The 19,233-nt window shown below is 60.6% G+C and carries 17 protein-coding genes; 3 read left to right on the plus strand and 14 right to left on the minus strand.

Annotated features, from left to right (window positions below):
* Window positions 1-111: 111 nt before the first annotated feature.
* On the minus strand, window positions 112-531 hold the full coding sequence (locus tag Q6E04_RS03470; RefSeq protein WP_303249415.1) for a hypothetical protein: 420 nt from the start codon (window positions 529-531) through the stop codon (window positions 112-114).
* Window positions 532-1,033: 502 nt separating this feature from the next.
* On the opposite strand from Q6E04_RS03470, the gene Q6E04_RS03475 reads away from it, so the two are divergent.
* A complete protein-coding gene (locus Q6E04_RS03475) occupies window positions 1,034-2,083 on the plus strand; it encodes a Fic family protein (RefSeq protein ID WP_303249416.1) in 1,050 nt (349 codons plus the stop codon).
* 284 nt (window positions 2,084-2,367) lie between these two features.
* On the opposite strand, the gene purB is transcribed toward Q6E04_RS03475, so the two are convergent.
* The 10 genes from purB to Q6E04_RS03525 all read right to left on the minus strand — a co-directional run bounded on the left by purB (window position 2,368) and on the right by Q6E04_RS03525 (window position 12,762).
* On the minus strand, window positions 2,368-3,711 hold the full coding sequence (purB, locus tag Q6E04_RS03480; protein ID WP_303249417.1) for an adenylosuccinate lyase: 1,344 nt from the start codon (window positions 3,709-3,711) through the stop codon (window positions 2,368-2,370).
* A 288-nt stretch (window positions 3,712-3,999) separates the two neighbouring features.
* Entirely contained in the window at window positions 4,000-4,680 is a 681-nt protein-coding gene (locus Q6E04_RS03485) for a TrkA family potassium uptake protein (RefSeq protein WP_303249418.1), read from the minus strand.
* A 21-nt stretch (window positions 4,681-4,701) separates the two neighbouring features.
* Entirely contained in the window at window positions 4,702-5,361 is a 660-nt protein-coding gene (locus Q6E04_RS03490) for a TrkA family potassium uptake protein (protein WP_303249419.1), read from the minus strand.
* Window positions 5,362-5,415: 54 nt separating this feature from the next.
* Window positions 5,416-6,093, minus strand: a complete 678-nt coding sequence (locus Q6E04_RS03495) for a hypothetical protein (protein WP_303249420.1) — start codon at window positions 6,091-6,093, stop codon at window positions 5,416-5,418.
* Between the two features lie 313 nt (window positions 6,094-6,406).
* Window positions 6,407-6,835 carry a PspC domain-containing protein gene (locus Q6E04_RS03500; RefSeq protein WP_303249421.1) on the minus strand — a complete coding sequence of 143 codons (429 nt, stop codon included), beginning with the start codon at window positions 6,833-6,835 and terminating at the stop codon, window positions 6,407-6,409.
* Window positions 6,836-6,848: 13 nt separating this feature from the next.
* Window positions 6,849-7,718: a PspC domain-containing protein gene (locus Q6E04_RS03505; RefSeq protein ID WP_303249422.1), complete on the minus strand. Its 870-nt coding sequence runs from the start codon at window positions 7,716-7,718 to the stop codon at window positions 6,849-6,851.
* 39 nt (window positions 7,719-7,757) lie between these two features.
* Window positions 7,758-9,086 carry a hemolysin family protein gene (locus Q6E04_RS03510; protein ID WP_303249423.1) on the minus strand — a complete coding sequence of 443 codons (1,329 nt, stop codon included), beginning with the start codon at window positions 9,084-9,086 and terminating at the stop codon, window positions 7,758-7,760.
* 58 nt (window positions 9,087-9,144) lie between these two features.
* Window positions 9,145-9,984, minus strand: coding sequence for a hemolysin III family protein (locus Q6E04_RS03515; protein ID WP_303249424.1), 840 nt, complete (start codon window positions 9,982-9,984; stop codon window positions 9,145-9,147).
* A gap of 162 nt (window positions 9,985-10,146) precedes the next feature.
* The gene (locus Q6E04_RS03520) at window positions 10,147-12,267 is read right to left on the minus strand and encodes a PH domain-containing protein (RefSeq protein WP_303249425.1); all 2,121 of its coding nucleotides are present in this window, start codon (window positions 12,265-12,267) and stop codon (window positions 10,147-10,149) included.
* A 3-nt stretch (window positions 12,268-12,270) separates the two neighbouring features.
* Window positions 12,271-12,762, minus strand: a complete 492-nt coding sequence (locus Q6E04_RS03525; protein WP_303249426.1) for a PH domain-containing protein — start codon at window positions 12,760-12,762, stop codon at window positions 12,271-12,273.
* A gap of 335 nt (window positions 12,763-13,097) precedes the next feature.
* On the opposite strand from Q6E04_RS03525, the gene Q6E04_RS03530 reads away from it, so the two are divergent.
* Window positions 13,098-14,606 (plus strand): Mur ligase family protein, encoded by a 1,509-nt coding sequence (locus Q6E04_RS03530; protein ID WP_303249427.1) that lies wholly within the window; start codon window positions 13,098-13,100, stop codon window positions 14,604-14,606.
* A 58-nt stretch (window positions 14,607-14,664) separates the two neighbouring features.
* A complete protein-coding gene (locus tag Q6E04_RS03535; protein WP_303249428.1) occupies window positions 14,665-14,946 on the plus strand; it encodes a hypothetical protein in 282 nt (93 codons plus the stop codon).
* Window positions 14,947-15,104: 158 nt separating this feature from the next.
* Here the strand turns inward: Q6E04_RS03535 and asnB are convergent, their stop codons facing one another.
* The 3 genes from asnB to Q6E04_RS03550 form a co-directional block, all read right to left on the minus strand.
* Entirely contained in the window at window positions 15,105-16,967 is a 1,863-nt protein-coding gene (asnB, locus tag Q6E04_RS03540) for an asparagine synthase (glutamine-hydrolyzing) (protein ID WP_303249429.1), read from the minus strand.
* 138 nt (window positions 16,968-17,105) lie between these two features.
* Window positions 17,106-18,356 carry an ATP-grasp domain-containing protein gene (locus Q6E04_RS03545; protein WP_303249430.1) on the minus strand — a complete coding sequence of 417 codons (1,251 nt, stop codon included), beginning with the start codon at window positions 18,354-18,356 and terminating at the stop codon, window positions 17,106-17,108.
* A 135-nt stretch (window positions 18,357-18,491) separates the two neighbouring features.
* Entirely contained in the window at window positions 18,492-18,935 is a 444-nt protein-coding gene (locus Q6E04_RS03550) for a GatB/YqeY domain-containing protein (protein ID WP_303249461.1), read from the minus strand.
* Between the last annotated feature and the right edge of the window lie 298 nt (window positions 18,936-19,233).

Consider the following 19,233-nt stretch of genomic DNA (forward strand, 5'->3'; position numbering starts at 1 on the left):
CCCGATGCACCAGTCAAACGTATTCGTTGCCAGCCAGGCACGTTCGACCCGTCAGCAGAATACGTGCGACATGCCAGCCAGGCGCTAATCCGCGGCCCGACGCGAGACGCCTCAGCGCTGCACGAGCTCTTCGACGCTCGTGATTTCGGGCATACGCACGATTCGCACTTCGCGGCCTTTTTTCGAATCGATCAGCAGGCGCACCCATTCGTCGTCGAAATCCTCGACAACGGCCTCCACCGTCGCCGCACAATCTGAAGCCGGCACGAAAGGATTACCCGTGAACAGGCCTTTTCTACCGCGCATCGAGGCAATCTGCGCTTTGACCGCGCGAGCGTCTTCGGGCACGTCATGCCGCGCAGCCTGGCCCTTCGAACACTTCGGCATGCGAATCGCGATAACGACCAGCGCTATCAGAATAAGGAAGTGCCACGCGCTCACCAGGTGGACATCGTGCGCCATATCAGAGACGGCCTGCGCTTGCTGGACGACGGCCTCATCCTGCCGTTCGAGCGTTTCGACTTCAGACATTGCAACTTTCCTTCCATGTCGTCACCGCAATACCGCACCGGCAACGCCTCTATTTTCCGAAATGAGCGGACGAAACGACGGCAAAACGCTTGGGAATTCCGTCAAATTCTTTTGGCAGACAGGCGGGTGCGCGTCGATTGCGAGAGCCCGCGCCGACAGTCGCGCTACGGAATACATCCAGAAGGAATAGCACGATGCACCCGTCGACCGTATGCGGCCGCCGCGCGAAACGTCCATGCGCCGGGCGAATCCAACCATGACAAAACCTCGCATGTCGATAGCATGCGGCCGCCGAAAAGGAGTCCGCCCGCTGAACGCGCGCAACCGTCACGAACGTCCAGGCGATACGTCAGACCGCCGCGAACGCCCGACCGATACACATATCCGCCGCACCCGACCTCTCGACAGGCCTTCTCCATCATCGAGCCGTTTTACTGCATTATTTCGCATCAAAATGATGCAGTAAAATAAAACACAAGCGAAAGAGACTAAAGGAGGACCGTTGAGGCAGTTCGACTACACGCACGTGCCCGAAGGGCTTCTCACCAGCGAAACCATGAACCTTCTTGCAGCGGTCCACGAATATCGGGGACGCCAGGCGTCGTATCTCACGGCCAAGCAAGATATCCTCGACTCGCTGGTCGAAGTGGCGAGGGTCCAATCGACCGAAGCGTCGAACCGCATCGAAGGAATCCGCACGACCGAAAAGCGCCTTCGCGACATCATGGCCGATAAAACCGACCCGAAATCAAGAGACGAAGAGGAAATCGCAGGCTACCGCGACGTTCTTGAAGCAATCCACGAAAGCCACGACTACATCGACGTGACTCCGAATGTCATCCTGCAGCTCCACCGCAACATGTATCGCCACACCCCCTCTCCCATGGGCGGCCATTTCAAAGTGGGCGATAACGAAATACGTGGCATTCGACCCGACGGCACCGATTACGTTCGATTCAAAACGACGCCGGCAGTGGCCACGGCCGACGCGATGGATCGGTTGTGCGCAGCGTTGCGAAAGGGGCTCGCCACCGATGGCTGCGACCCTCTTATCGTATCCCTCATCTTCGTTTTCGATTTCACCTGCGTTCACCCTTTCAACGACGGAAACGGGCGCATGAGCAGGCTTTTAACGCTTCTACTTCTCTACAAAGCCAACTATGACGTGGGTAAGTACATTTCGATCGAAAAAGAGATAGAACGAACGAAAGGGTCGTATTACGACGCCCTTGCCGCCAGTTCGCACGGCTGGAACGAAGGCGCGAACGACCCCGGACCCTTCGTTCGCTACATGCTCGGCGTCATCCTCGCTTGCTATCGAGATTTGGATAATCGCATTTCCGTCGTTGTCTCCGCGAAGCTTTCGAAAGCCGAGCGTGTGGAATCCTATCTGCGCGAGAGCATCGGCAAGACAACGAAAGCGGACATTCTTGCCGCCTGCCCCGATATAAGCAAAATCACCGTTGAACGAGCGTTGAGAGAATTGGCTGCGGCAGGAAGAATTGCCAAGGTTGGTTCGGGCCGCACTACGGGATACGTCTGGAAGGGATAGCGCGGCGCGACCGTCGATTGCATGCGGCCGCCGCCGAAGCGCCCATGCGCCGGACGAATCCGACCATGGTAGAACCTCGCATGTCGACAGCGCGCAGCCGCCGAAACGGAACTCGCCCGCCGCACCCGACCTTTCGGCACGCTTTCCCCATCATCGAGACTTTTTACTACATCATTTCGTATCAAAATGATGTAGTAAACGAACTCGCCCGCAATACAAAACCGCCCCTCGCTTCCCGCTGTCTGAGAAACGAGGGGCGGCTCGCCATCGGTCACGCAAGTGCTTTAAAACTCCAGCGCCTCGAGCTTCTTGAACACCACGTCTTTATGCCCCAAGAACGCCCACGGGTCGAAAATCTCGTCGAGCACCTCGGGCGCAAGCTTCGCCTCGGAATCGGCCTCCAAGCGCTCGCGATACGTCGGGCCGTCCACGGCATTCTGGATGTCTTCCCACACAGCCATGGCGTTACGCTGCACGATGGCATATGCCTCCTCGCGCGTGATACCCGTGTCCACCAGCGCCAGCAGCACCTTCGACGAATAGATCAGGCCACGCGTGCGGTTGAGGTTGTACTCCATCTTTTCGGGATACACCTGCAAGCCGTCGAGCATCCACTGCATCTTGCCGAACATGTAGTCGAGCGCCGCGAAGCTGTCGGCCAGCACCACGCGCTCGGCGCCGGAGTGCGAGATGTCGCGCTCGAACCACAGGGCCACGTTGTCATAGCCCACCTGAGCGTTGGCCTTCACCACACGCGCCAGGCCGCAGACGCGCTCGGCCGTGATCGGGTTGCGCTTGTGCGGCATGGCGGAGCTGCCCTTCTGGCCCGCGCGGAACGGCTCCTCGGCCTCGATGACGTCGGTCTCCTGCATGAGACGCACTTGCAAGGCGATGGTCTCAAGAACGCTGGCGGCCACGGCCAGGGCGGAAAGCACCTGCGCATGGCGGTCGCGGAACAGAACCTGCGTGGAAAGCGGGTCGGCCGTCAGGCCCATCTTCTCGCACACATACTGCTCGACGAACGGGTCGATGCTCGAGTACGTGCCCACCGCGCCCGAGATGACGCCCGTAGCGGCCACGGCGCGGGCCTCCTCCAGGCGGGTTTGCGTGCGCTTGAGCGCCCACGCCCAGCTGCCGAACTTCATGCCGAACGTCATGGGCTCGGCGTGGATGCCATGCGTGCGGCCGGCGCACAGGGCGTCCTGCAGCTCGAACGCGCGACGCTTGCAGGTTTCGCCGAGGGCCTTCACGTCTTCCAGGATGATGTCGAGAGACTGAACCACCTGGCACGAAAGCGCCGTGTCGCCCAGGTCGGACGACGTCATGCCGTAGTGCACCCAGCGGCTGGGCTTCTCTTCGCCTTCGGGAACCTCGGCGTCGATGTGCTCGCCCATGCACGTTAGAAACGCGATGACGTCATGATGGGTGACCGCCTCGATTTCGTTGATGCGCTCCACGGTGAAGCCCGCATGCTCGCGAATCCAGGCGGCGTCTTCTTTGGTGATGCCGCACTGGCCCAACTCGGCCTGGGCCTCGCAGGCGAGGACTTCGATTTCCTGCCAGATGGCGAACTTGTTTTCGAATTCCCAGATCTTTCCCATGGCCGGACGCGTATAGCGAGAAATCATGCCGGTTCCTTTCAGCCGAACAAGGCCGCCGCATATGCCGAAAGGCACGGCGACCGAAACGATATGCCGTCGCGCTGCGCAATAAGGCCGCAGCGCCGTGTCAGGGTTCACTATACCGCCGCAGAACGCGCCAAAATCCCAGTTCGGGGCGGGTTCGCGAAAAACAAAGAAGCGCGTCGGCGCGAATTTCGCGCGGCGTGCTTCATGCTATACGTCTGCCATACCATCCTGAACAGGCATAACGTTTATCTATACAGTGTAAGAATATCGCTACTTGACGCAGTAAACTTACAGATTCGCGAACAAAGCGCGCACGTCGTCGACCACATCGTGTTCGGCGACGACCACCGCCTTATCGCCCGGATACAACACCGAATCGGGCGTCGCGATTTCCGCGTCGTTGTATTCGCGACGGTCGATGGCCGCGAGCAACGCGCCTTCGGGCAGGGCGATCATGTAAGCGGGCACGCCTTGCTCGGGGTCGAAATGCTTCATACGTGCAGGAATGCCGAATTCGATAAGCGAGATGTCGCCGCGCGACAGAGCCGACACGACGCCGACGCTGCCCAGCAATGCCTCCTCCTCGATCATGTTCGCGATCAACATGGTAGACGAAACGCTTTCGATTCCCACCTCGCGGAAGATGCGGCGGTTCTTGGGGTTGTTCACGCGCGCGATGCAACGCGGCACGTTGAACACACGCGTCGCGATCTCGCACGCAACCAGGTTATCGTCGTCGCGACCGGTGACGGCTACGAACACGTCGGCGTTGCGGATGCCTGCGTCTTCCTGGAAGTCGGAGTCGCACCCGTCGCCGTTGATGATCAAGTACTGCCCCTGCAGTTCCATAGACAGACGGTCGGCCTGGGCGCGATTCGCCTCCAGCACGGCCACCTCATGATGCTGCCTCAGAAGAACGTCGGCCAAATAGTTGCCCACCTTGCCGCCGCCCATGATGACGATATACATCGGTCCTCCCGGTTCCGCAGACTACATCTGCATGTACTTGGAAAAGGCGGCGAGCAGGTCGTGGCGCACGCAGGCCAAAACGCTGTCGCCATGATACAGCACGCTATCGCGCGTGGGAATAGAGCTGGTGCTGCCGTCGCGGCGCTCGAACACTACGATACGGATGCCATGGTTGCGCTCGAGCTCGGACACTTTCACCTGCTTGCGCATGGTACTGGACAGGTCGAGCGAGAAGCGCAGGATCTCGAAATCGCCGAAAGTGTCCAAATGACTGCCGTGGCCCGACATGATCTTGGAAAACACCTCTTCTGCCACGAGCGAGGTGCCGCACACGTAGTCCAGACCAAGCTGCATGTACGCCCTCTCGCGCGCGGGGTTGTACAGGCGTGCGATAACGTGAGGCACGTGGAAGATGCGGCGCGCCACCTCGACCACCATCAGGTTGGAGTTATCCGATTGGGTGACCGCCGCCACGACATCGGCGTCTTCGACGCCCGCACGGATCAGGACATCCTCATCGAAACCGAGGCCCTGCAGCGTCGTGCCGTTGAAGTTTCTGTTCAAGTTGGAAAACGCCTCGGCATTGCGGTCGACCACGCACACGTTGCCGTCGTTTTGCGAGAGCAACGTTGCCAGCTGAGAACCGACACGGCCGCATCCCACGATGATGACATTCGCCATTGCACGCCCCCTGAAAAAGAAGATGCGCCCCCAAGCGCATCCTCGCCGTTTCCTTTATAGGAATTTGTAGTATACCGAGCGAACGCCCCAGTCGTGCACGTCGGTCACCCCGAACGCCTTCCAGCAGCCGGGAGCAAGGTCGAGCGCGCGGCCGTACGATTCGAAGCCGCCGGTATCGGTAACCGTGGCCACGATGATGGTCTCGCCGTAACGAAGGGCCACGGCATGGCCAAGAAGATGCGCCTGGGACTCGGGCACGGCGACCGTCAGGCCTTCGCTGGAAAGCGGCACGCCCGATGCGGTGACGTCGGTGCCGAAGTTGCCCTTGCCGTCGTCGTTATCGGCGTGGCTATAGGCCGAAGCGCTGCCCAGCGTCCAGCCATCGCTTTCGTCGGGCATGATATGCGGAGCCGTGGGGAGCGGGTCGGTGGTGCCGAGCTCCATGGCTGCCGCGACGGTGGATGCATTGGTGGCGTCGTACGCCGAAATAACGATGACCGGATCGGGATCGCTCACGGTAATGGAGCGCGTGGCGGAAGAAGAAACCGACGCCGTATCCGCGCTTGCGGCGCGCATGCGATCGGCCGAAGAAGCGGGAGCGTCTTCGGCGGTATTGCGGGCATCGCCGATACCGATCGTATCGACATCGACATCATGCGACGCGACAGCCGGCTGCAGCATGAACGCGGAAACCGCCGCTACCACGGCGAGGATGCACGCGCCCAATGCCAAAGGCGCCAGGCGAAGCGAGCTATGTGATGTCTGTCGAGCCAAACATACTCCCCTACACGGCGCAGGGCTCCGACGGCATCGTCGGTGCGCGGCGGTCGAAGACGACACGCCCTCCTGCACATACGGTCACGAAACTTGATTATTGTACTCGATAGCGCAGGCCTTGGCCAACAGTGCAGGCGCCTTGGAGGCAAAGCACAGAATTACATGCCTCTCATCAGGTATTATGGATTTTCAAAAAGGCAAAAAGGACAGAAACGCAAGCTCAGAACATCGCATGCGGAACCATTCGCCGACGCGAAGGCGCCGCCCGCTAGGCGCGCGGAACCAGCAGCGCCACCAAAATATAGGCGAACAGCACCGTAGGAGGCCACATAACCAGCAAGATCACCGCGATTACGCGCACTACCGTCGAATCGACGCCGAAATAGTATGCGATGCCGCCGCATACGCCCAGAAAACGCTTGTCGGCGATGCTGCGACGGAAGGGGGCCCTCACACGTGACGACGCGAATCCCGCAAGCTTGCCGCGCTTCGAAGCCCACAACAGATACCCGCCCGCAGCGACAAGCGCGCAAGGCCACAAAATGCGCCAAATCATGCCGATGACGGCGCCTACCTTCATCCAGATACCATGCGGGACGATATTCCCAGCCAAGCTGAACAAGCCGAACGCAATGAGAATCGCGCCGAGCACCACCGCAGCACGGGGACGACGCGGCGCATTTCTGTAATCGGCCATCACGCACCCCTTCCTACAGCCACGGGTTGATATCGTAGGTCCTCGGCCCGAACGGCAAGTTCACCGTGACCTGCTCCAACGTCCCGGGGATGGCAAACGCCGTACACATGGCCACGCAGACCACGATCACGCATAGCGCGAGGCCGAAATCGAACATCTGGTCGCGGAGCGACACGTTCATGACCACGAGCCCCGCCATGACAAGAGCGATGGGCCACAGCTTGGCCATGGCGTAAAACACCGATGATGGAGCCAAGATGCCGATCGACATGAACAACATGACCACGCTCGCCGCGACGATCACCAAACCGCACGAGAAACGACGAGCGAACGAGCCTTTCTTCGAAGGCACGACCATCAACACGAGACCCGCCACCACGCACAAAACGGGCCATAGCTGCCACCAGACGATACCTTCGACCATGTAGTCGACCAGCAATGCCGCATCGACGGCAAGGAGAGCCGAGCCGAGCCACACGCACAAACGCGACCAGCCTGACATGCCGCAGCACTCGCGCGGCTCTTCGGCGGAATCGACGGGAGCCACGGTAGGCGCGGGCTTGCAACAGCCGTCATCGACCACGAATCCTGCGGGCGGAACCGGAGCCGCGCCGCGGCGCTTGCGAGGAAACCCGGCTGGAACGGGCTCAGCGGCCGGGACATATGCCGCACAAGCAATCGGAGCGGGAGTCTCCATCCTTTTCGGCAGAACAAGCCACATGACCGCATAAACCGCAACGGCAAGGCCGCCGGTGCAAATCGTCAGAAGCACGGCCAGGATGCGCACCGCGATCGGGTCGAGGTCGAAGCATTCGGCGGCTCCGGCGCAGACGCCGGCTATGACTTCGTCATCGGAACGATGGAGGCGATTCGCCTCGAGCATACCCGGCCTCCTCTCTCTTCTGCGGTCAATGTTGCCGAACTACTCCGCTCCCGACATCTGGAGCTCCTGCTCTGCGGCGGCAGACGTACGCGTCACGCGCAGCTGGGAAACGCGGCGGCGGCGCATCTGCTGAACCTTGAACACGTATCCATCGACGGCGAACTCGTCGCCCAGCTGAGGCACGCGGTCGAACCTGTCCATCAACCAGCCCACGACGGTTTCATAGCTCTCGTCCTCTTTCACGGGCCACCCGAGCTCGACGGCCTCGTCGCACGGAATCGACCCTGCGGCAAGCCATTCGTTGTCGGACAGGCGCGTGACGTGTTCGTTTTCGCCGAAGTCGGTTTCGTCGACGATTTCGCCGACGATTTCTTCGACAATGTCTTCGATAGTAATTAAACCGGCCGTTCCACCGTACTCGTCGACAACGATCGCCATCTGTTGACGATTCGTTTGCATCTCGTTGAGCAGGGGCAACAACGCCTTGCTTTCGGGCACGAAGCCCGCTTCCGCCATGTACTGATCGACCGTGTCGGCCTCTTTGTCATCGAGCAGCGGATTGATCAAATCCTTGTAGCGAACGACGCCCACGACTTTATCGAGATCGTCATGATAGACGGGAAGGCGCGAATAGCCCGTGCCGCGCATGCGGTCGAGCACCTGGCGCACCGTTTCGGTGTCTTCGGCGGCGATCATATCGACACGGGGGGTCATGGCGTCTTCAGCCGTGGCATCGCCCAGGTCGAGCACCTCGTGGATCATGCGCTTCTCATCGTCGTCCAGCTCTTCGTTGTCGGCCACGATGTAGCGGATTTCTTCCTCGGAAACCTCCTGGCGCTCGTCGGCGCTCTTCACGCCCATAAGGCGGGCGATCAAGTTCGCGGAAGCAGCCGTGAAACGCACGACGGGGCTCGCGACCTTCTGGAATACCCTCAAGGGGCCGGCGACGGCTTTGGAAACCGATTCGGCCGACGCAAGCGCGATGCGCTTAGGCACGAGCTCGCCGATGACGATGCTGAAATACGACACGATCAGCGTGATCAGGACGGGAGCAAGAGCAGGCGCGGCGAAGGCCAGCCAATCGATGCCGAACGATGACATCCATTGAGCCAGCGGGTCGGAAAGATTCGTCGCCGCGGCGGCCGAGGCGAAAAATCCTACCAGCGTGATCGCGACCTGGATAGTCGCCAGGAAGCGGTCGGAATCGGAGGCGAGCTCAAGGGCGGTAGCCGCCTTCTTGGAACCTTCCTCCGCCTCCTTCTGAAGAACGACCCTGCGTGCATTGACCAAGGCCATCTCCGATGCGGAAAAATACCCGTTCACCAGGATGAGAACGAACGTGACCAGAATGCTTACGCCGACGTCCATGAGGATATGTCACAACCTTTTCAAGCTCGCCGCCTGCCAGGCGGATGAACACACGCGCTTAGAGCACGTACAACACGATGGAGAGGAACTGCAGCACGCTGCCCGCAAGCACCCACACGTGGAACACGGTATGCATGTAAGGAATCTTCTTCAACACGTAGAAGATGCAGCCGATGCTGTAGCAAATACCGCCCGCCAGCAGCAACATGAGGCCAGGGAACGGCAGGCTGGCGATAAGCGGCGGCAAAAATCCGACCACGCACCAGCCGAGCAAGAGATAGATAACAGCGGAAATCCAGCGCGGGCGGAATACCCAGAACGCCTCGAGCGCCACGCCCACGATGGCCAGCGCCCACACGGCCAAACACAGCAGCATGCCGCTGGAATCGGCCAGCGTGATCAAGCAGAAGGGCGTGTAGCTGCCCGCGATGAACAGGTAAATCGCCGAGTGGTCGATGACTTTGAACACTTTCTTGGCGGGAATGGGAACCAGCGCATGATAGAGCGTGGAAGCGACGTATTCGAGCAGCATCGAGATGGTGTAGATCAACGCCGCCGCCAGGGCCACGCCGCCGCCGTGGGAAACGGCCGTCACGACGCAGATGGGAATGGCCGCCACGGCAAGCGCGGCGCCGATGCCATGCGAGATGGAGTTGGCGATTTCCTCGCCAACCGTGTACTCGCGCACGTTCTTCTTCGAGCGCGGCGCGCCGACCGATGCGCCTGAGCGCTTAGCGGTTCGCTTTTCGGCTTTTTCTTCCGCACGCGATTTCTTGAAATTGGAAATCTCCCACGCATGGGATGCGGAAGAGGCGCCGGCCGCGGCCTCGCCTGAAGCGGCGACGGCCGTGCAAGACGCCCCGTCTGAAGCATTGGTTTTCTTCGTCATAGTATCCATGAACGACATTCTAGCATGGGGCGTCCTGACCGAAGCATCGGCTCGGCGTGCGTTACCAATCCATCACGCAAGGCCCCGATGTGGGGTTTTTCTGCCCGAAAGAAGGCTTTGGAACACGAAAACGAGACAACAGGCATTCGATACATTTCGATAGAGCGCACCTTATGCAGCACCCTCGACATCTTCGTGCACACGGGACGACCCGCGCGGACGCACCCATTCCATCCAGCGATCGGCCTCGGCCTCGGCCACGTCCCACAACTGCTCGGTGGTGCCGCCGACGCCTGCGGCCGTTCGGGCGTTCACGATAGCCACATGCGCCGCTCGCTGGAACGGATTGGTCTTCGTGAACCCGTATTGAATCTTCTTGCGCGGAAGCACCACGGTCTTTCGCGACAAGCCCCCGTTGGTGACGCTCATGAACGAGCGGTCGTACCCGAGCGACGACGAGCGATACCACAACACCGCATCTACCACGTTCAGCACGGCGGCGATGATATAGAGCGAAACGACCGCCGCGAAACCGACCTCCACCATCGCGAATACGCCGGCATCGACCGAAAAAGCCCCCGACCGCAAGCCGGCCTCGAAGCCGAGTCGCCCCAGGACGGATCCGACCATCAGCCAGAACACGGAGCTGCGAATAACGGCCTTACGAACGATAGCGCGACGCAGCGCCACGGGAGCGGGCTTCACGGTTTCCTGCGGGATATCCGCAAACTCAGGCAACACGCCGGCGATGATTTCGGGCACGCGATCGGCCTTCACGAAGGGATGGATCACCATGCCGCGTACCGACATCTGGCCCTCTTGGCTATCCTGCGACGCCGAATCGATTTTTCCCACCGAAAGCTCGCAGTATCCGATCAAACGGCGGACGAACGACTGCTTCACGATGACGGTTTGCACGCGGTCGACATCGATTCCGTGAAACGTGCGCTGCAACAGGCCATGCTCCACCTCGATGCGGCTTTCGCGGCGGCGCGCCTTGAAGCCTCCATACTGGACGATGGTCCCGACGACCGAAAACGCCCAGAGAGCCAAAACCGACACGATAGCCCACAGCGCCACTTGCCATGCGAACGACCCGAACAGGCCTCCCAGCATATCGATGCCCTGCATCGACGACGATGCGCCGGCCATTATGCCGTCGACGGAGCTTTCCACCCATTCTTCTATATTGGATTCGAAGAACTGCGCCACGGCGCCCGCCAAGCCGATGATGCCCGCAATAATCACGCCGAAATGCCCCGCCGCGCCCGACAGACCCGCGAAGAGCAGCTCTTTGTTGCTCAAGCCGGCCTCGAAGGAAACGGAGCCCGTAGCCACTTCTTGCCCGCCGAACACGCCGCGCATATCAGACAAAAGCTCATCGGCCCCGTCAAGAAGATTGCCCTCCGTCGCGGAACGGACCGCTTCCGTCGAAGCCGAACGGTCGATGGGCCGGTCAAGCATCGCAGGATCGGCTCCGAAGGCGATTCCGGCCGAACGCTCGTCCCCGCCGGCACACGCGATGATCCATGCCGAAGGAATAACCGCGCCGCCGACGAACGCAGTGCCGAACTCATCGAGTACACCGCCCGCCAACAGGACCTTTTTGCGACGAAACAGCTCGGAGCGCAACGCTTCCGCTTCAGACGTACGCACATAGCGAAGCAAAACCGCATCGTTTGCGGCGCCGCCGGCCGTATCGATCTTCACATTGCAGATCCCCAAAACACGCTGCATCACGCCTGCCTGCTGATTGACTGACTGAATGCGCTGATAGGGAACGTGACGCCGTTTCTTGTTGATGATTCCCGAAAAAAGCGAGAATTCCGTCGGGGTGAGTTCGTAGCTGAGGTTCTTCCATGAAAGCCACTGCACCGAAAACACGATGCCGCCGATAACGAGAGCCATCACGACGCCGACACCCGCCGCGATAAGCAGAGCGACGATGGAAGAAAGGCCTCCTTCGATCAGAGAAATGATCGAGCCGAGCGAGGAAATGATCACCGCGACGGCAATGGCGCCCAAAGCGGAAAGGCCGCCGAGCCATATGTACGAATGATGCACGGAATGCTTGCCCGGGCGCAACGATACGGGAACGGCGTTGCGCGGATCGTTCGGGGGAAGAGCCACAGCGCCGCCGCGCGCACAAAAGACCAGCGAGTCGCGATATGCCTGCCATTCGGCATTCGGAGGCGCAGGAAAGGACGATACCGTCTGCGGCTCTTCGGAAACGCGGGCGGCATCGTCCACGGAAGGCGACCGGTCGGCCTGCATAGAGCGAGAATCGACCATGGCTTACACGTCCTCTTGGGCAAGACGGGCCTGCGTGGCGATGCGGTCGCGCAAAACATCGGCCTCTTCGAATGCAAGGCCCGGAATCGCATGCTCGCCCGCCGCCGTGGATACGGTAACGCTGGCCAAGCCGAATGCGCGCAACACAGGTCCCTGCTTGGTGTCGGTGTTCTGAACGCGCACGAATGGAATCACCGAGCGCGTGCGCCAGATGATGCCTTTGGCGATATCGAGCTCGTTTTCGCCCACTTCGTAACGCCATCGCATGTAACGCAAGGGCGGTATGACGACCACCGCTGCGACCAGCGCGAGCACCCATGCCGCCGTCATGGCCGCGACGACCATCCAGGCCCAACCCGCCGAAGGGTCGCTCATGGCCACGATGAAGAACGTGAACGCGCACGCCAGGTAGGTCGCGGTGATCCACAGCGCATCGCCGATACGCCAGACGCTTTTCACCTTGGGGTTCAGCTGACTCTGGGGCAAAGGCCTCATATCCGCACTCCTGTCGCGTTTCAAGAACGAATCGGCCCACCGACCGCGCAGTCGAAACGAAGCTCGAAACCTGCGCATATTTTTCGGCAGTATAAAACTATGCAATCAGTATACAGACGATATATCAGATCCTGTAAACAAAAAGAAAACGGTCGAGATTTGCAGAATGTTCGGCGAAACGCGCTCATTCGATGCATGCTCGCGCATGCACGCCGCCCATTTTTCTCCCTCGGGTACAATGAATCCTCGAACACCGCGGGTCGGCTTGGCCCGTCCCCGTAGAGCGTCCGGAGCAAACGCGTCGGGCGCATGTCATCTCCAACAAAGGAACGCCCATGAGCACCCTGCCCTCTCTTTCGCTGAAACACCTTGTCGAACTGCTGAATGCAGCGGGATGCGCGGCACGCCTCGAAGGCGACGACGCGCAGGTCGGCGGTATGACGGTCGATTCTCGCGAAGCCGAGCCGGGGTGCCTGTTCGTCTGCAAGGGCGCCTCGTTCAAGCCCGCGTTCCTCGCATCGGCGATCGATGCTGGCGCCGCGGCGTACCTGTGCGACGAAACGCTCGCCGACGCCGTCGCGCAAGCAGGCGGCGACACGCCTCGCATCGTCGCATACGACGTGCGCCGCGCTATGGCGCTCGTGGCCGCCGAGGCCTACGGCAGGCCCGACGAACGCTTGAACATCATCGGCATCACGGGAACGAAGGGCAAATCCACCACGGCCTACATGCTGCGCTCCATCTTCACCGCCGCAGCCGTCGAAACGTCCATCCTGGGCTCGATCGAAACCGACGACGGCGTCGAGCGCTACGAAAGCCACAACACCACGCCCGAAGCCCCCGAACTGTGGCGCCACCTGCGCAACACCGAAGATGCCGGGCGCGAAATCATGGTGATGGAGGTGTCGAGCCACGGCCTGAAATACGACCGCGTGCTGGGACTGCATTTGAACACCGCGTGCTTCCTCAATATCGGCCGCGATCACATCTCTCCTGTCGAGCATGCCGATTTCGAAGACTACTTCTCTTCGAAGCTGCGCATCTTCGAGCAGTGCGAGACCGCCGTGGTAAACCTCGACTCCGATCATGCCGACCGCGTGCTTGAAGCCGCAAAATCCGCGAAACACCTGGTCACGTTCGCACTCGGTCGAAACGGCGACGTGCAGGCCGACTATCTGGCGCGCAATATCGTCGCCTCCGAGCGAGGCATCTCCTTCTCGGTCGAAGCCGAAGGCGAATCCCATGCCATGACGCTCGGCATGGCGGGCGCCTTCAACGTGTCCAACGCCCTGGCGGCCATCGCCATGGCGCGCCTTGCAGGCGTAAGCTTCGACGCGATCGCCGCAGGCCTTGAACACGTGCGCGTGCCCGGCCGCATGGAGCTCGTGGCCTCCGCCGACGGACGCATCGTCTGCATCGTCGACTACGCCCACAACGAGCTTTCGTTCGAAACCCTGTTCTCGTCCGTAGCCAAGGAATATCCGGGACGCAAAGTGATCGCCGTCTTCGGCGCGCCGGGCGGCAAGGCGGTCGAGCGCCGCGAATGCCTGCCCCGCGTTGCCGGCCGCTACGCCGACTTGATCATCTACACCGAAGAAGACCCTGCTCACGAGCGCGTCGAGGACATCTGCACCGAGCTCGCGGCCAACACCCCCGCAGGTGTGGCTCACGAGGAAATCTATGACCGCGAAGCGGCCGTGGCCCGCGCGTTCGAGGCCGCCGGCGACGAAGCGGCCGTCGTGCTGCTGCTGGCGAAAGGCGACGAAACCACCCAGCACCGCGGCGACGACTACCCCGAAATCAAAAGCGACCTAACGCTCGCCCGCGAAATCCTGAACGCCTAAGCGTCCGCGAGCCGCAACCGCGGCGACGATGCGCCCACGCACCACCGGAAGGAGACCGATGCCCACCTATATCGCCCACTACAAATCGCCCAACGGATCCACGCAGGTCTCGGGCGTGTTCGAATTCGAAAGCACCCATCGCGCAGGCTCCAAGCAGAACATGCACGACGCGCGCATGTGCATGCTACAGTCCTACGGCAACGAAGCCGTGGCCTGGCAGATCGATTCCATCGAGGCGAAAAAGGCCGACGAGGCGCGCTCGGACCACCAGATGCAGCTCGACTTCCGCGAGCCGGCCGAGCATAAGCCCAAGAAGCGCATCGTCCGCGGGTTCAAGTAGGATCCGCGGCACCTGCCTTCCGACGCGCCCCACTCCAGCGCACTGTCTGGACAGGCATAACGCAACAAAAAGGACCGAACCGCGTAAACGCGCAGTTCGGTCCTTTCGTTTTTCCGGGCTTTGCCGAAATGTCGCGACGAGCGCGGCGACGAAACGCCTTATGCGGCCACGGGGCCCTTCTCGTCCACGAAGTAGCGCTTGTACCAAATCAGGAAGGTCAGCGTGGTGTAGATCTTGCGGTGGTTGAGCGCACGGCCCTCGAAGTGGTCGTCCAGCATGGCCATGAGCTTCTTCGTGTCGAAGAACTCCTCGGCCCACGGCGCGGTGAAGTACTCTTTCACGTAGTCGTAGTATTTCTGCTCACGCAGCCAGAACTTGATCGGCACCGGGAAACCCTTTTTGGGGCGCGTGGCCCATTCGTCGGGCAGCACGCGGTTGGCCGCATGGCGCAGCACCTGCTTGTTGCCGTTTTCATTCACCCGGTAGCGCGCGGGAATGTGCTGAGCGAACTCCATGACTCTCTTGTCCAGGAAGGGCACGCGAAGCTCGAGCGAATGAGCCATGCACATCTTGTCGGCCTTGAGCAGGATATCGCCCGGCAGCCACATGTTCATGTCAAGGTACTGGCGCTTGGACAGGTCGCAGAAGTTCTGCACGCGGTCATACACCGGAGCGCACAGCTCGAACGCGTCGGGGCCCTTAGCGTAATCGGGCTTCACGACGTCGTCGATTTCGTCGGGACGGTAGATGAACGCCTGGCCCGTGAACCACTTCTCGGGCATTTCGGCGGCCTTCAGCAGGAAGTTGCGGCCCTTGAAATACGACTTGTCCGCAACGAACTTGCCCAGGCCGCGGCGGATGCAGCGCGGCACGATGCGCTTGAACCTGGCCAGCGAAGGTACATCTTCGTAGTAAGCATAACCCGCAAACAGCTCGTCGGCGCCTTCGCCCGAAAGCACGACCGTGACCTGCTCGGATGCCAGCTGGGCCAAGAACCACAGCGGCACGCTGGACAAATTCGACTGAGGTTCGTCCATGTGGTACTGGATTTGAGGCAGCATCTCGAAGAACTCGTCGGCCGTCACCATCTTGCGGAAATTCTTGATGCCCAGCTTGTCGGAAAGCTCGGCCGCATAGTTGGTCTCGTTGAAGTCCTTGTAATCGAAGCCCACCGAGAACGTATTGTCGGGCATCAGGCATGCGGCGATGTAGCTGGAATCGACGCCGCCCGAAAGGAACGAGCCCACCTTCACGTCGGCGATGCGATGGGCAGCAACACTCTCGTGAACCGCCTGGTCGCATTCTTCGACATACTGGTCGAAGGTTTTGGAATCGTCGTCGGAGAAATCGGCATCCCAGTAACGACGCACGTCCATCGTGCGCGTGGCCAGGTCGTACGTGAAGCAATGCGCCGCCGGCAGCTTGAAGACACCCTCGAAGAACGTCTCGTCCGTCGCGGGGAACTGCATGGTCAGATACGGGCGCAGAGCCTGCTTGTTCACGGCCTTCACGAAGCCGGGATGCTCGAGGAAGCTCTTGATTTCGCTGCCGTAAAGCAGGTCGCCCTGGGCGGTGGTGCAGTAATAGAACGGCTTGATGCCGAAGATATCGCGCGCACCGAATAGGCGATTCTTCTTCTTATCCCAGATGACGAACGCATACATGCCGCGCAGGCGATCGACGACGCCCTCGCCCCACTCTTCGTAGCCGTGCAGGAGCGACTCGGTGTCGGCGTCGCAATGGAACTCGTAGCCCTTGTCTTCGAGTTCGCGACGAAGCTCCATGAAATTGTAAATCTCGCCGTTGAACGTGATTACCACGCTGCCGTCGGCGTTGCTCATAGGCTGCGAGCCCGCCTCGGTCAGGTCGAGGATGGACAGGCGACGGAAGCCCATGGCCACGTTGTCGGCCAGAAACGCATCGCCCATGTCGGGACCGCGATGCACGATGCGATCCATCATGGCCTGCAGAACCTGCTGCCTGTTTTCGATATCACCGGTGAATCCGACGAATCCGCACATAAGGCACCTTTCGTAGTTGACAAGGCCCCTTCGCGAGGCCCGTTATTCCGAAACGATGATTTTACCGCCCGGATCCCCTCTTCAGGGGAATTTCGCCATTTCAATAAAAAGGCCCCGCTGAAAACGGGGCCGAACGCGCTATTTGTAGTTGTCCGGGTTGGCGAACTTGTCGATATAGCGGTGCACGTGAATTTTCATCCAGGCCCAACGCATCGGATTGAAGCGCAGGTCAGGAGCGTAATCGAAGCTCATGGACTCTTTGCCCTGGGCGACCAGCTGTTTGGCACGCTCCACGAACTCGGGGTCTTTGACGTACTGGTACACCACCTTGCGCGGCGCGGAGTGCCAGAACACCTCGTTGGTGTTCTGCACGCATTCGCCCAAATCGCGTTTGAACACGCGGTCCTCCACTACGTAGCGCGCGATATTGTGGCCCGCGGCCGTGACATGGTAGTTGGTACGGCCCTGACGCAGATTGACCTCGAACACCTTGTAGGAGCCGTCGCGGTCATCGCGCTTGATATCGAAGTTCGCGAAGCCCGTGAACCCGATCTTCTCGAGGAAGTTCTTGATGAGCTCCTGCAGCTCGGAGTTGGGCTGCGTGATGATGGCGCAGGGGTTGCCGAGCGCCGTGGGCGTGTGCTCTTCGAGGCCCTCACGACCGAAGCAAATCAGCTTCACCTTGCAGTCGCGGTCGCAGTAAGCGGTCAGGACGTTCATGTTGCAGTCTTCTCCGACCACCATGTCCTGCAGCAGCACCTCGTCGGGATAGCCCGCGCCGAAGATCAGGCCCAGGATGCGCAACGCGTCGGCCGGGTTTTCGGCGGTGTACACCTTCTTCATGCCGTCGAAGGGGTGCTCCCAATACGTCACGCTCATGGCGGGCTTCACGATGATGGGATAGACGAACCCGACCGCCTCTTCGGAAAGGTCGGCCTCTGCGAGGCCCTGGTTGAAGCGCTCGGGCGTCACGGCGAAGGTTTTCGGATACGGGATGCCGTGTTCCTCGCACATGCGGTAAAAGCTCGATTTCGACTCGAGGCGGTCGCGCAGCTCGGCATCGATGTAGAGCGTCACGCAGTTCTCGGGCAGGTCGTCCTGGATTTCGGAAAGCAGGGCCGCATATACATCGGCGCAGCCCCACACCAGATGGATGGTGTCGGGATGCTTGGCCGCGAATTCCTTGATGGTGGCAAGAAGCACCTCGGGCTTATCGAGGTTTTCGTTATAGCTGCATTCCACGATGCGGCTGTGCATGGTGTCGCCCGCGGCGAAGCGGCCGAACGCGTAGCTTTTCTTGCCGTACTGCTCGTGAATGGCGCGCGCCACCGAATAGCAGTTCATATCCCCGCCGATCAATACGGGAATGAAATCGATTTCCTCAGACAAGGTTTCTCCTCGTTCAGTATCGGTGAAGGCGAACGGAATCGCCCGCTCGCCCCGAACGCCTGCGATTATAGGCCGAAATGCGAGCAGGCGTGTAAAACGCGAACGCGCCCGCGGCGGAAACGGATCGCAAGACCCTTAGGCCAGGCGGCTGCCGATCTCTTTCGCAGCGGCGGCCTTGTCGAAGTTTCCGCCGGTGGCAGCGTTAAGCGCGCCCATGACCTTGCCCATGTCGCGCTTGGTTTCGGCGCCCACTTCGGCAATCGTCTTCTCGACCAGGGCCACCAGCTCGGCGCCTTCGATCTGCTTGGGCAGGTAGGCCTCGAGAATTTCCACCTGTTCCTTCAGCATGGCGGTGCGCTCTTCGTTGGTGCCCGCCTTGATGGAACCCTCGAGCGTTTCACTCGTCTGCTTGACCAGGCGCTTCAGCATGGCATCGACGTCGGCCTCGACGATTTCACGGCGCTCATTGACTTCGATGTTTTTCACCTCGCCCAAAACCTGGCGCAGAATGGCCAGGCGGTTTTTGTCGCGGGCGCGCATGGCGTTCTTGATTTCTTCCTGCAGTGCGGCGTATTCCATGATGCCTCCCCGTATCTCGTATCGCGCGCCCGGCGGCGCGCGGATTTTGTCGTACGCCAAAGTATAACGCGCGCGAAAAAGCGCAATGCGAAACGAACCGGAAACGCATCCGACCGCCCGAAACGACAGAAAAAGCAACGCATGCCGCGCCGAAGCGGAAGTTCGAAGGGCGCGCTGGGGGCGCGGGGCTCACTTTGGAAAAAAGAGGTGCCTCAGGCCAAAAAATGCGAGGTTTGGCACGAAAACAGACGGGGAGGCCGCCGTAGCAGTCACGATAATCCACAAGATTGTATAAAAC

The organism is uncultured Slackia sp., from assembly GCF_959608125.1.
Taxonomy (GTDB): Bacteria; Actinomycetota; Coriobacteriia; order Coriobacteriales; family Eggerthellaceae; genus Slackia.

Bases quoted from the DNA above. Each gene is read 5' to 3' on its own strand.
- Q6E04_RS03470 (WP_303249415.1), bottom strand. From the start codon at position 531: ATGTCTGAAGTCGAAACGCTCGAACGGCAGGATGAGGCCGTCGTCCAG.
- purB (WP_303249417.1), bottom strand. From the start codon at position 3,711: ATGATTTCTCGCTATACGCGTCCGGCCATGGGAAAGATCTGGGAATTC.
- Q6E04_RS03485 (WP_303249418.1), bottom strand. From the start codon at position 4,680: ATGTATATCGTCATCATGGGCGGCGGCAAGGTGGGCAACTATTTGGCC.
- Q6E04_RS03490 (WP_303249419.1), bottom strand. From the start codon at position 5,361: ATGGCGAATGTCATCATCGTGGGATGCGGCCGTGTCGGTTCTCAGCTG.
- Q6E04_RS03500 (WP_303249421.1), bottom strand. From the start codon at position 6,835: ATGGCCGATTACAGAAATGCGCCGCGTCGTCCCCGTGCTGCGGTGGTG.
- Q6E04_RS03505 (WP_303249422.1), bottom strand. From the start codon at position 7,718: ATGCTCGAGGCGAATCGCCTCCATCGTTCCGATGACGAAGTCATAGCC.
- Q6E04_RS03510 (WP_303249423.1), bottom strand. From the start codon at position 9,086: ATGGACGTCGGCGTAAGCATTCTGGTCACGTTCGTTCTCATCCTGGTG.
- Q6E04_RS03515 (WP_303249424.1), bottom strand. From the start codon at position 9,984: ATGGATACTATGACGAAGAAAACCAATGCTTCAGACGGGGCGTCTTGC.
- Q6E04_RS03520 (WP_303249425.1), bottom strand. From the start codon at position 12,267: ATGGTCGATTCTCGCTCTATGCAGGCCGACCGGTCGCCTTCCGTGGAC.
- Q6E04_RS03525 (WP_303249426.1), bottom strand. From the start codon at position 12,762: ATGAGGCCTTTGCCCCAGAGTCAGCTGAACCCCAAGGTGAAAAGCGTC.
- Q6E04_RS03530 (WP_303249427.1), top strand. From the start codon at position 13,098: ATGAGCACCCTGCCCTCTCTTTCGCTGAAACACCTTGTCGAACTGCTG.
- Q6E04_RS03535 (WP_303249428.1), top strand. From the start codon at position 14,665: ATGCCCACCTATATCGCCCACTACAAATCGCCCAACGGATCCACGCAG.
- asnB (WP_303249429.1), bottom strand. From the start codon at position 16,967: ATGTGCGGATTCGTCGGATTCACCGGTGATATCGAAAACAGGCAGCAG.
- Q6E04_RS03550 (WP_303249461.1), bottom strand. From the start codon at position 18,935: ATGGAATACGCCGCACTGCAGGAAGAAATCAAGAACGCCATGCGCGCC.